This window comes from Cupriavidus sp. 8B, from assembly GCF_054589115.1.
In genome coordinates this window covers 18,868-30,493 of record NZ_BAAILO010000061.1, presented here as the reverse complement: position 1 = coordinate 30,493, position 11,626 = coordinate 18,868, and the positions used below count along the sequence as shown (strand labels likewise).

Here is an 11,626-nt window from a genome sequence, read left to right as displayed (position 1 = left end):
GCCAAGGCTGCTCTGAATGAAACCTTGACCTTGATCGCAACACGTATCCATCGCGTGCGACCGGATCGCGCCAAGCCTCGACCGCCTCGTCATAAGCCTCATCGACATGCCGCCTATAAGGCCTGTTGAGGCTTAACTTGGGTGGATTGCATCGGCAACCCGGTCAAGGACGTCAATACCGTCACTGTGCAGCTCAACCTTGGCCGTGGGCTACCGATCATGGCACTTAGTGCTCTTAGTGCCGCCTGGGCCGCAACAGATTTCTCAGTTGACTCTGCGAACACGTAGGACCTCGACTAATCGAAATCGCTCGTGCAATCGAGCTGCGGCGTGGTCGACGTTAAAGGTGAGGCAGATCTAACTTCAAACGCGCCTGCGACTCATTCACACTATGGGGGTCTCTCAGTTTCAGGAAGGCGCCCCGGTACATAGCGAGGCATCCGCGCCTTCTCATGCAGGGATTTCTTCCCTTGAGTAGAACTTATACTTGTAAGTAGTGCAATATCCTTGCTAGTATAAATCGAGCAACAAGGATTGAACAGCCGCCACCAGCACATACCGGTTCGCGGCCAGGGCGACCTATCAACGGAGACAAGTAATGAAAGTGCTTTCTAGCCTGCTCGGCGACACGGGCCCAGACCTCGAGCGACCGTCGCGCAGGGTATTGCTGCAGAGGGGCGGCACGTTGGCGGCGGCCCTTGCGCTAGCGCGCTGGCCACAGCCCGCCTTTGCGAGCGACCCGTGGCCTCGCAAACCAGTTCGAATCGTGGTCCAGTTCGGGCCGGGTAGTGCCAGCGATCAGCACGCCCGGTTAGTCGCGGAAGATCTCCAGGCCGCCTTCAACCAACCCTTCATTGTGGACAACAGGCCAGGCGCATCGGGGATCCTAGCTGCGGAGTATGTTGCGAAGGCGACTCCGGATGGCTACACGTTGCTCCTGACAACGAACACTGCGAGCTCGATCAACCCCTTCATTTTTAAGAAGCTGCCATACGACCCCATTAAGGACTTCACCCCGGTCGCACGCCTGAGCTTCATGCCGTTCATCGTACTCGTCAGTGCGGAGCTTCCCGTGAAAAATGTTCGGGAGTTGGTCACGTATGCAAAACGCACCAATATTTCGTATGGCTACGCAAATGCCACTGGGCAAGTAGCTGCGTCGACACTCGCCAACCTCGGGCATTTCGAAGCAGGCGCCGTACCCTACAAGAGCACGCCTGCAGCTATGACTGACCTCATTGGTGGGCATATCGCATTCATGATTGGCGATCTCGGCTCCGCCTCCTCACTCATTGCTAGTAATCGAGTTCGACCACTAGCTGTAATCACTTCCAAACGCAGTACCTTGGCCCCCGCACTTCCCACGGTTTCTGAGTCATTGTCGATTGATTTCGACCTACCTAGTTGGCTGGGCATCATGGGACCAGCCGGGATGCCAACCCCCATCGTGCAAGCCCTGAACACGCGGATCACTTCACTGCTCGGTCGCAAAGGCACCGCTGAAAAGCTGGCGGCCGCAGGCGCGGAGCCGGCACCAGCCACTCCGACAGAGCTCGCGGCGTATATGAAGCAACAACTCGAGGTCTGGCGCATCAAGGTGCGGGACGCAGGAATCCAGCCTCAGTGACTTCCAGGGAGAGAACCGTGACATCAAAACTGCTGGATGGAATCCGCGTCTTGGACCTGACTTCTGTCATCGTTGGCCCCGCCTGCACCGTACGACTCGCCGAGTACGGGGCCAACGTGACAAAGATCGAAGCGCCTGAAGGCGATCTCTTACGCACACTGGGCGGTCCCTCCCCCAGTGGCCGTCATGCTGGAACTTACCTGCACCTGAATCAGAATAAGCGTGCCATCGCGCTTGATCTAAAACATCCCGACACTGCTGCGATCATGGAGCGTCTGCTCGAGACGAGCGACGTTTTCGTCTCCAATCTCAGGCCAGACGCGCTAGCCCGCTTGGGGCTAGATGCAGCTTCCGCGCGTGCGCTGCACCCTCGCCTCGTGCATTGTGTTATTACGGGCTTCGGTCCGGGACCTTACCGCGGTCGCGCCGCCTACGATAGTGTCGTACAAGGTGCAAGTGGCGTTGCGGCGGTCTTCGCGGCGCGCGACGGAAAGCCCTCCTACGTCCCTCTGATGATGGCGGACCATGTGGTTGGCGAGATCACCGCGGGCGCCATTCTTGCCGCTCTTTGTCACCAGGGTCGTACGGGTGAAGGGGCTACCATCGAAGTACCGATGTTCGAGACCCTTGCCGCAATGGTCCTGCAGGAGCATCTAGGACCGGCAAGCTTTGATCCCCCACTTGGGCCGATTGGTGATCGACGCATCCTGAGCCCACACAATCAGCCCATGGCAACAGCCGATGGCTGGATCAGCCTTACTGCCAACACTGACGCACAGGCGCGCTCACTGCTTCGTGCTCTCGGACGCGAAGATTTACTCGATGATCCTCGCTTCGCCACGGCCACCGCTCGCTTCCGCCACGTTGATGATTGGTTCTCCATCCGCACTGACTCGCTCAAACAGCGTACAACGAGCGAATGGCTGCAGATCCTGGGAGAGTACGACATCCCCTGCATGCCATGTCACACCCTGGACTCTTTGCTCGATGATCCACACCTCCGCGCGGTTGGCCTCGTGGAGCCCCCTCAAGATCATCCCGACGAAGGCCGTGTACGAATGCTGCGCTCGACCATTCTCGTCGATGGGCGCCCAGAGCCAGCCGGTAGGCCCCCATCCGGCCATATTGGCGCCCACACCTGCGCCGTACTGCGCGAAGCCGGGTACCGCCAAGACGAAATCGACGCGCTAATCGCTTCTGGCGCCGTGCGCGGCAGTCCGATTGATTCGATAGAGAAGCGGAATGGCTAAGCCAGCGTCCCACCAGATTTAACCCCACAAGGAGCAGTTGTGCTTTATGAGATCGAATGCTTGAATGAGGAAGTCGAGGAGCTTTCCAGTCTCCTATCCTCGTTGGCTTCCACGGATTGGGAACGTGTCACCGCCTTCAAGAGTTGGACAATCAACGACGTTGTTCTGCATCTGTATGCCAGCGACCACATGGGAATCGCGTCGACGACGTCCGAGGAAGCCTTCCGCACGTTGCGCGAGGACATGATGAGACACCGCAATGCCGGTGCCACCCCGATCGAGGAATCGCGACATCGCTTCCCAGGACTTTTCGGGAGAGGGCTTTATGAGGTTTGGATCGAACAGGCACACGAAATGAGCCGTCGATTAAGTATGCGGACTCCAGAAGAAAAGCTTCCATGGGCTGGTCCGCCGATGACTGTCCCATCCTTTGCGGCAGCGCGCCAGATGGAAAATTGGGCGCACAGCCACGAAATCTATGACACTTTGAATCTTCAACGAGCGGCGACAGATCGGCTGAAGCCGATTGCCACGCTGGGCGTCAAAACGTTCAAGTGGGCCTATGTCAATCGCGGCTTACCGGCCCCCGATGCACCGCCGCGAGTTCGCCTTACAGCGCCATCGGGTGCCATCTGGGAATGGAACGCGTACAACACCACAGACATGATTGAGGGTGACGCGTCGGAATTCAGCCAAGTCGTCACTCAGGTCCGCAACCTGGCCGACACGTCGCTGCGCGTAGAAGGTGAGATTGCCCGTCAATGGATGCAAATCGCCCAATGCTTTGCCGGCGCGCCCTCGGATCCTCCGGCGCCCGGCTCACGCCGACGCGGAGTCTGAGAATAGGAAGATGCCCCGGATTGCATTCTGTGCACCCGGGGCTGACTCTCGTGCCGAACTCACGCTCAGGCGCAGGTCACTCAGACTAGCGTCGCACCTCAAGGCCTCGGATCAACGTCCGAACCATTTGCCGAGCAAGGACAAGCCGCGCCTCTAATCCCTGATCTGCCTCGGGTCGCCACCAGATCACGGACCACTGAATCCCTCCGAGAATTGTTTTCACGGCAATCGATGGTTCGGTGTCACCTGACACCGAACCATCTGCTTGTGCAGCCGCAACCTCCGTTCTGTACATCTGCTCCAAACGATCGCGACTCGCAACCAATTCATCAAAGGTCATCCGCTGCACCGATGTCATCGCACTGAATCGATGTAACTGTACGCCCTGCGCGACGACATGCTCGAAAGCGTGATACTCAAACATTGTCAATGCATGAGCCTCGAGCATGGCTGTAACTGCAGGCAACCCGGCATGTTCTGTCTTGCGGGCAGCCGCCACGGCCTCAGTTAACGCCGCCATTCCGACCCGATAGACCTCGAAGAACAAGTCCATCTTTGAGAGGAAGTGGTAGTAGACGAGGCCCTTGGTCGCCCGTATCCGTCGCGCCACATCATCAATGCTGGTTGCATGGAAACCGCGCTCCATAAAACACTCCGCGGCAGCCCGAAGTAGATGCATCCGGCTCTCGGAGGAGGTCGAGAATGCGTCTTTCATTCGACTGCCTTGACCATGTCCTCAACGAACTTCTTGGCATCGCCGAAGACCATCATCGTCTTGTCCATGTAAAAAAGTTCGTTATCCAGGCCTGCATACCCAGTTGCCATGGAGCGCTTATTGACAATCACCGTCTTCGCCTTATAAGCGTCAAGAATCGGCATGCCAAAAATTGGACTTCCCTTTTGCAGGGCCGCCGGATTGACGACGTCATTTGCACCAACGACGATGGCCACGTCCGCCAGTCCGAAGTCGTTGTTGATGTCCTCCATCTCGAAGACCTGATCGTACGGAACCTCTGCCTCGGCCAGCAGCACGTTCATATGACCGGGCATACGTCCGGCAACGGGGTGGATCGCATAGCGCACGGAGACTCCCTTTTCCGTAAGCTTTGCCGCAAGCTCCTTCGTCGCGTGCTGAGCGCGAGCAACGGCCAACCCATATCCGGGCACGATGATCACCGTTTCCGAGTTTCCCAGGATGAATGCAGCATCGTCGGCGCTACCACTTTTCACGGTGCGCTGCGTCGTTGTCGATTGCTCGCCAGAGCTGGCGTCGCTCCCGAACCCTCCCAGAATGACATTCAGGAATGCTCGGTTCATCGCTTTACACATGATGTAGCTCAGAATCGCTCCCGAACTGCCAACCAAGCTGCCCGAGATAATAAGCATACTGTTGTTCAAGCTGAATCCAATTCCAGCAGCGGCCCATCCCGAGTAGCTGTTCAGCATCGACACCACGACGGGCATGTCCGCGCCTCCGATCGGAATGATTAGCAGCACGCCGAGCAGGAGGCCGATCATTGTGAGGACCGCGAACGCCATCACGCTCTGGCTACTCCAAAACTCGACTGCAAGATACGCGCATGCCAGACCTAATGTGAGGTTAAGCGCGTGCTGACCAGTGAACGTTACTGGCGCCCCTTGGAACAGCCGGAATCGATATCTGCCAGATAGCTTTCCAAATGCGATGATCGATCCGGCGAAAGTTACGGCCCCAATAAAACTGCCCAACGCCAGTTCCAGGCGATTGCCGGGAGGGATCCCATTACCCTCATCAACCAGGCCGAAGGCCGCAGGCTCCGTGACTGCGGAAAAGGCTATCAGCACTGCGGCCATGCCGATCAAGCTATGCATGAAAGCTACAAGCTCTGGCATCTTGGTCATCTCCACCCGACGCGCGAGATAGACGCCTGCGCTTCCTCCGACAATCAGGCCCAACATGACCCACGAGAGGCCGAGGGGCGAGCCAGCCAGCGTCACGATCAATGCCGCTGTGGTCAGCACGGCGATTGCCATGCCCACCATACCAAAGCTGTTACCACGAATTGACGTAGACGGATGACTCAGGCCTTTCAGTGCCTGGATGAAGCAGACACTCGCGACGAGGTACAGTAGCGTGACGACGTTCATGCTCATGCCGCACCTCGTTCAATGCTGGCCGCAGCCTTGCCCTTCTTCTTGAACATCTCGAGCATTCGGCGTGTTACAAGGAACCCTCCGAACACGTTGACTGCCGCCAAAGCGACGGCCAGCACGCCAGCCGCTCTCGCGGCGCCGCTTTCCGTGAGACCCGCCGCAAGCATCGCACCGACGATGACGATCGCAGAGATCGCATTGGTGACGGCCATCAAGGGCGTGTGCAGCGCCGGTGTGACGGTCCACACGACGTGATAGCCCACATACACGGCGAGCACGAAAATAATGAGATTGATAAGAGTAGGTGAGACGGTATGCATGTTTTGGAACTCCGGTCAGCGGCGCTTGATCTCGCCGCCATGTGTCATCAAGCAAGCCTCGACGATGTCATCATCGTGCGGGACTTGTACGGCGGAAACACCGGTCGGCAGTATTAGTTTCAAGAACTGCAGTACGTTTCGCGCGTAGAGCGCGGAACTGTCTGCCGCGACCAAGGATGGGAGGTTGGTCTCGCCGATCAACGTGACCCCATGTCTGACGATTGTCTGGCCTGGCACCGTAAGGGGACAGTTCCCCCCCGCGGGCGCGCCAAGATCGACGATGACCGATCCTTGCTTCATCGACTGGACCATGTCCTCGGTGATCAGTGTCGGCGCGGCGCGGCCTGGGATCAAGGCTGTCGTGATGACGATATCGGCCATTGCCACGCGCCGGCCCACTTCGATCTTTTGCCTATCGAGCCACGATTGTGGCATCGCGCGCGCGTAGCCCCCGACCCCTTCGGCAGCCTCCCTTTCCTCAGCACTCTCGTAGGGGATATCGATAAACTTTGCGCCTAGCGACTCCACCTGTTCCTTGACTGAAGGCCGTACATCGGAGGCTTCGATCACGGCTCCCAGCCGCTTTGCCGTTGCTATTGCCTGCAGTCCCGCGACGCCGACACCAAGAATCACAACACGTGCGGCTTTGATCGTTCCCGCTGCGGTCATTAGCATAGGAAACAGACGCTGGTAGTTGCTCGCCGCGAGCATCACGGCTTTGTAACCAGCGATATTCGCTTGCGACGAAAGGACATCCATGGGTTGTGCGCGCGTAGTGCGCGGCGCTGCTTCAAGCGCGAATGCGGTCAAACCAGCGGCAGCCATGCGAGCAAGGCCTTCACTGTCAAAAGGGTTTAACATTCCCACCAGAGTCGCTCCCGGCCGCATGATTGACAGCTCGCCGGCGGAGGGAGCTCTTACTTTCAACACCAATTGCGCATCAAAAGCGTTCGTGGCATCCGTGACACTTGCACCAGCGGCCTCGTAGGCCGAATCTAGTGCACTTGCCGCAGTGCCCGCCCCTGTTTGGACACGGACGACGTACCCTTGTGCCACCAGCGCTTTTACGGTTTCCGGAGTCGCAGCCACTCGGAGTTCTCCGGAAGCCGTTTCACGCGGCACACCGATGACCAATGGTGCATCGACATAAGAGGAGCTTGTTTTAGTGACCGCGACCATCACACCCTCGCCCGTCCGCTGCTCATATCGGAGCGCATCTGTGCAGCGTACTCTTTGAAATCAACCTCGAGCGTGTAGCGCGCGGACCCCACGTAACGCTTTTCGAGTGCGCGCTTGTGCTGCATGATCTCCTGATACATGACACCACGGGTAGGAAGTTTGACATGGCCTGCAAGTACACGCGCAAGCCACTGCCCTTGGATCTCGACTAGTGGGATCGTCGGCCCGATCGGTTGCACCAGTCCCGCAAAGTAAAGCCCTGGTGCGTGAGGAACCGCCATACGTCGATAAAGATCTGCCTTGCCGTCGTCCACTTTAAAGACGCGTTGGTCGATAAAGGGAAAGGTTGTCTTGTAGCCGGTTGCGTAGATGATGGTATCGACCTCTGCGGCACTACCATCCTCAAAGCACACCTTTTCGCCGATCAGTTCCTTCACATTCGACTTCACTTTGATCCAACCGTGGCCCACATAGGGCAACAGTTCCTGGCTAAGCGTCGCGTGCTCGCGCCAGATTGCATGCTTCGGCCGCGGAACGCCGAAGCGGGATTGATCGCCCACGGCGAGGTACATCAGATGCTTCATGGTGGTTCGGACCATGCGCGTAGGCAGTTTCAGCTTTGAGCCTAGGAAGGACGACCATCGATCGCTCGGCAGCCCCATGATGTACTTCGGCATGATCCAGGCACTGCGACGAGTCGAGATATAAGTGTTATTCGCAAGCTTGCAGACATCGACCGCGATGTCCACCGCCGAGTTTCCGATGCCCACCACAAGCACGTTCTTTCCAAGAAAAGGCTCTGGCGTTTTGTAATCATGCGCATGCAAGCTCTCGCCCTGAAACTCGCCATTGAAGCGCGCCCACCGCGGATCCCAAAGATGACCATTCGCGACGATCACCGCGCGATATCGCTTCGATTCGCGGTCGTGGAGTGTGACTCTCCACGCTCCGTCGCCATCCTGACTTACGCTCTCGACTTTTGTGTTGAAGCGCACGTGAGGTCGAACCTTAAAATGATCCGCATAGTCCGACAGATACTTGATCACTTCAAAGTGAGAGAGAAAGTCCGGATAGTGGTCTGGGATCGGATAGTCGGAGTAACCAAGGTTGCGTCGGCTGGTATCAATGTGCAGGCTGCGGTATGCGGACGACATCCCGTTATCGTTTTGATAGCGCCACATCCCACCGATGTCGGATCCGATCTCATAGCAATCGAATGCCACACCGCGCTCGAGGAGCGCCTTTGCCGTAGTTACACCGGAAGATCCTGCCCCGATGATGCAAACCGGAAGAGCCGAAATATCATTCATCGCAATACCTTTCTTGGAATAGGGTAATCGTTCAAAACTGCATCGCGCTCAAACAGTGGCGATAGGGGTAACCGGGGAAGCAATTGCGCCAGGCAGTCGAAGCGGTGGCGCTGTCAGCAGAAATCGAGAATGCCCTTGCCGGCGCAGATGATTGGCAAGCGGACCTAAGTGCCACAACTCACCAAGATGAATCCCCTGCTTGAATAGGCAATGTTCGTGAAGCGGTAGCGCCGAGCAACAGACATCACCCAAGCCACGCGCGGGATAGGCTTCGACCGCGTAGTTGTCGGCAACAATGGCGGCAACGCCGGAGTCCGTGATCCATTGCAATAGACCCGAGTCCCGCCCATCAAGTACACAGCCGGTCTGCTCTAGTACTGCAATGTCGGGGCTACCTTGCATGCCTAGAACAGCGTCCGCGAAACCGGTATGCAGGCATACGATGTCCCCCTCTTCGACCGTCACACCATCTTTGGCAAGCACATACTCGAGATCAGACAGACCAATGAGTCGTCTCCCCGCGCCGAAGTTTGCGAGCAGATCAATCATCACGCCGCGACCTTGAACGCCCTTAGCCGCCATATGCTCAATGCCGAGCGCTAAAGCGCGCGACTCCACCTGCGACTCGTCGCATCCATCGATCAGAACAATGTCCTCGCCCGCTGCGAAGCCGTTGTAATAGACAGGGCGCGGCACGCCGTCGTCGAGTACATCGAACATAGCTCCGACATGCGCAAGCCCATCCCACTGGGTAGAGTATTGGAGGTGCAGGATCGCGACGTCATCGCTCAGCACATCCGTCCTCAGAGGATCGACATCGGCCAGGCGGAAATTCAGACCGAGTCGCCCATGCCTGCGGGTAGGGCTTAACTGCGGCGGGTGGCGATTCGGGTTCAGGATATTGCCCCCGGGTAGATCGAGGGGAAGGCTTAGGCAAAAGCTCTTGCCCTCTCGCACCTCGGCAACTGCCGCCCGGGTTCTCTCAGGCGTCAGCAGGTTCAGGCGCCCCAACTGATCGTCAACGCCGAAGTCTCCCCAGTTGGATCCATCGGGGCGCCGTTCCCAGCGGCTTTTGGTCATGATCGTTCTCCTCCGTGGCACACGACAGGCGCCTCTGTGTCGGTCAAGCTACTGAGGAGTATGCCCAACGATCTACTTGAATGCAAGATATTTATTCTTTGCAGTTGTGTTATCTACTTGATAGTATGATGACATCAGATAGGAGGCAGCATGACGATCGAGTTTTTCTTTCCCGACGCTCATCCGCACGGCACCCAGGGGGGCCACGCGAACGATGAGGCCGCAAGTGCACTGGAGTTCACCGCCTTGAGGCCAGGCCGCTGCTATGGCACCCATGAATTGGCCCTGACGCCTGAACTGGTTGAGGCATGGTGCAAACTCTATGGCGCGCCGCTTCCAACACGAGACGTACCAGCAGGCTTTCTGTCGGTGATTTCCATCCGTGCGTTCATGGCGACGATGCCAGTTCGCCCCCCTGGCGGGATCCACGCAGCCCAACGCTTTACGATTCATGCGCTGCCACGCGTGGGCGAGCGAGTGTTGACATCCGTGCACTGCGGAGCGAAGGAGGCACGTAATGGAAGGCTCTGGGTTGACCTAGAAATGAAGTGCCGCGGTGCGGCCGATCGCACGCTCTTCGAAGGCGTCCACAAGGCCCTGTGGGCACGCTAACTAGGACTTATACGATGAAACTAGAACCCCTCTCGCTGCACATCACCCCTGAAGCCGTTTTAGCGTACGCGCATCTAACCGACGACTTCAATCCCATCCATTTGGACGCAGCGTTTGCAGCTGCGTCGCAAATGAAAGGACAGATCGCTCACGGCACTCTGTCGTTAGGCGTGCTATGGCAGGCGCTGGCACAGGTTCCCTCCACGCGCCCGGAGAGTTGGATTTTGGACATCAGATTTCAGCTGCCCGTACGCCTTGGAGACCGCGTTACCGCCGGCGGCAGCATGATTGATGCAGACTCGCTAGAGGTGTGGGTGCGCAATGATCACGGACAAACGGTGATCGCCGGAGTCGCTCGACAAGCCAGATAGGTCGTCACCCAGCATGAGTGTACTCCGCTGGGGTACCCAGCATACGGAGCGCAAATTCGCAGAACTGTTCCACCACTACCTCCGGCGCTGGATCGACGTTGGTTCGGTACCAGCGTCGGACCCATTGCGTCATCCCCATGACCGCACGAGAAGCGAGTTGCGGCTGATCTGTAAGGAACACCCCCTGTGCGGCGCCGTCTTCAATGATGGCACTCAATCGCTTATGGAACTCCATCTCTAATCCGCGAATGTCGACCAGCATCTCCTTCGGAAGATGCTTCTCCTCAGCGGCCATAAGCGTCCATAGGCCTCGGTTGACGATATTGCGACGCATCGCCGTGCGGATGAAATCTTTCAAGCGCTCGACCGGTGCACCCCCGCTCATCGTCGAGCCATTCAGCATCGATAACGACTCCCTCAGTTCTCGATCGCAGATGGCGGCAAGTACCGCGTGCTTGTTGTCAAAGTACTGATAGATGAACGGCTTGGTCATCTTCAGTTGTTCGGCAATCGCATCCATGGTCGTGCCAACAAATCCATGCTCCATGAATAACTTGGCAGCCGCCTGCAGGATGCGCTCGATCTTCAGATTGCGAAGCTCATCCTGGAGGGATGGCTCCGCGTCAATACTCGTGGGAACGACCGCCCTTTCCTCGCTATCGCCAGGTATCGGCTTGCGCCGCCCTGTCTGCTTGCGAGCCGGTCGCGCCTGAGATGCTCCGGCGCGAGATCCCGGCGAGTTCTTCTTCTGAGTGGTCATGTCTTTTCCTAAGTTCTGATCAGTCGCTGCTAACTACCTTGACTTATTTATACTGGCTAGTAGACTATAGAACCGTGCAGTACCAGATTTTGACGAACGACGTCATCGACTCGGCGTCATGGCGCGATCCATCCGACGACGGTT

Annotated in this window: 12 protein-coding genes; 5 read left to right on the top strand and 7 right to left on the bottom strand. The window is 57.6% G+C overall.

Annotation, left to right across the window (positions count from 1 at the left end; translation table 11 throughout):
* The first annotated feature begins 598 nt into the window (after positions 1-598).
* Genes ACYP5B_RS06165 through ACYP5B_RS06155 form a run of 3 tightly spaced genes read left to right on the top strand, consistent with a single transcriptional unit; the run spans position 599 to position 3,717 of the window.
* Positions 599-1,627 (top strand): Bug family tripartite tricarboxylate transporter substrate binding protein, encoded by a 1,029-nt coding sequence (locus tag ACYP5B_RS06165; RefSeq protein ID WP_459568972.1) that lies wholly within the window; start codon positions 599-601, stop codon positions 1,625-1,627.
* Between the two features lie 17 nt (positions 1,628-1,644).
* Positions 1,645-2,877 carry a CaiB/BaiF CoA transferase family protein gene (locus ACYP5B_RS06160; RefSeq protein WP_459568971.1) on the top strand — a complete coding sequence of 411 codons (1,233 nt, stop codon included), beginning with the start codon at positions 1,645-1,647 and terminating at the stop codon, positions 2,875-2,877.
* A gap of 39 nt (positions 2,878-2,916) precedes the next feature.
* Positions 2,917-3,717, top strand: coding sequence for a TIGR03084 family metal-binding protein (locus ACYP5B_RS06155; protein ID WP_459568970.1), 801 nt, complete (start codon positions 2,917-2,919; stop codon positions 3,715-3,717).
* A gap of 85 nt (positions 3,718-3,802) precedes the next feature.
* On the opposite strand, the gene ACYP5B_RS06150 is transcribed toward ACYP5B_RS06155, so the two are convergent.
* The 6 genes from ACYP5B_RS06150 to ACYP5B_RS06125 are packed head-to-tail and all read right to left on the bottom strand — an operon-like array spanning position 3,803 to position 9,739.
* Positions 3,803-4,432 (bottom strand): TetR/AcrR family transcriptional regulator, encoded by a 630-nt coding sequence (locus tag ACYP5B_RS06150; RefSeq protein ID WP_459568969.1) that lies wholly within the window; start codon positions 4,430-4,432, stop codon positions 3,803-3,805.
* A complete protein-coding gene (locus ACYP5B_RS06145) occupies positions 4,429-5,850 on the bottom strand; it encodes an NAD(P)(+) transhydrogenase (Re/Si-specific) subunit beta (protein WP_459568968.1) in 1,422 nt (473 codons plus the stop codon). The genes ACYP5B_RS06150 and ACYP5B_RS06145 overlap by 4 nt, the downstream gene beginning before the upstream one ends.
* Positions 5,847-6,170 (bottom strand): NAD(P) transhydrogenase subunit alpha part 2, encoded by a 324-nt coding sequence (locus ACYP5B_RS06140; RefSeq protein ID WP_459568967.1) that lies wholly within the window; start codon positions 6,168-6,170, stop codon positions 5,847-5,849. The genes ACYP5B_RS06145 and ACYP5B_RS06140 overlap by 4 nt, the downstream gene beginning before the upstream one ends.
* A gap of 15 nt (positions 6,171-6,185) precedes the next feature.
* The gene (locus tag ACYP5B_RS06135) at positions 6,186-7,304 is read right to left on the bottom strand and encodes a Re/Si-specific NAD(P)(+) transhydrogenase subunit alpha (RefSeq protein WP_459568973.1); all 1,119 of its coding nucleotides are present in this window, start codon (positions 7,302-7,304) and stop codon (positions 6,186-6,188) included.
* Between the two features lie 44 nt (positions 7,305-7,348).
* Positions 7,349-8,659: a flavin-containing monooxygenase gene (locus ACYP5B_RS06130; protein WP_459568966.1), complete on the bottom strand. Its 1,311-nt coding sequence runs from the start codon at positions 8,657-8,659 to the stop codon at positions 7,349-7,351.
* A gap of 48 nt (positions 8,660-8,707) precedes the next feature.
* Complete coding sequence (locus ACYP5B_RS06125; protein WP_459568965.1) at positions 8,708-9,739, bottom strand: cyclase family protein; 1,032 nt, start codon at positions 9,737-9,739, stop codon at positions 8,708-8,710.
* 150 nt (positions 9,740-9,889) lie between these two features.
* On the opposite strand from ACYP5B_RS06125, the gene ACYP5B_RS06120 reads away from it, so the two are divergent.
* Together ACYP5B_RS06120 and ACYP5B_RS06115 are read left to right on the top strand one after the other, a co-directional pair.
* Positions 9,890-10,351 carry a hypothetical protein gene (locus ACYP5B_RS06120; RefSeq protein ID WP_459568964.1) on the top strand — a complete coding sequence of 154 codons (462 nt, stop codon included), beginning with the start codon at positions 9,890-9,892 and terminating at the stop codon, positions 10,349-10,351.
* A gap of 14 nt (positions 10,352-10,365) precedes the next feature.
* Entirely contained in the window at positions 10,366-10,722 is a 357-nt protein-coding gene (locus tag ACYP5B_RS06115) for a MaoC family dehydratase (protein ID WP_459568963.1), read from the top strand.
* A 4-nt stretch (positions 10,723-10,726) separates the two neighbouring features.
* Here the strand turns inward: ACYP5B_RS06115 and ACYP5B_RS06110 are convergent, their stop codons facing one another.
* On the bottom strand, positions 10,727-11,482 hold the full coding sequence (locus tag ACYP5B_RS06110; RefSeq protein ID WP_459568962.1) for a TetR/AcrR family transcriptional regulator: 756 nt from the start codon (positions 11,480-11,482) through the stop codon (positions 10,727-10,729).
* Between the last annotated feature and the right edge of the window lie 144 nt (positions 11,483-11,626).

Bases quoted from the DNA above. Each gene is read 5' to 3' on its own strand.
- ACYP5B_RS06125 (WP_459568965.1), bottom strand. From the start codon at position 9,739: ATGACCAAAAGCCGCTGGGAACGGCGCCCCGATGGATCCAACTGGGGA.
- ACYP5B_RS06110 (WP_459568962.1), bottom strand. From the start codon at position 11,482: ATGACCACTCAGAAGAAGAACTCGCCGGGATCTCGCGCCGGAGCATCT.
- ACYP5B_RS06145 (WP_459568968.1), bottom strand. From the start codon at position 5,850: ATGAGCATGAACGTCGTCACGCTACTGTACCTCGTCGCGAGTGTCTGC.
- ACYP5B_RS06140 (WP_459568967.1), bottom strand. From the start codon at position 6,170: ATGCATACCGTCTCACCTACTCTTATCAATCTCATTATTTTCGTGCTC.
- ACYP5B_RS06150 (WP_459568969.1), bottom strand. From the start codon at position 4,432: ATGAAAGACGCATTCTCGACCTCCTCCGAGAGCCGGATGCATCTACTT.
- ACYP5B_RS06130 (WP_459568966.1), bottom strand. From the start codon at position 8,659: ATGAATGATATTTCGGCTCTTCCGGTTTGCATCATCGGGGCAGGATCT.
- ACYP5B_RS06120 (WP_459568964.1), top strand. From the start codon at position 9,890: ATGACGATCGAGTTTTTCTTTCCCGACGCTCATCCGCACGGCACCCAG.
- ACYP5B_RS06115 (WP_459568963.1), top strand. From the start codon at position 10,366: ATGAAACTAGAACCCCTCTCGCTGCACATCACCCCTGAAGCCGTTTTA.
- ACYP5B_RS06165 (WP_459568972.1), top strand. From the start codon at position 599: ATGAAAGTGCTTTCTAGCCTGCTCGGCGACACGGGCCCAGACCTCGAG.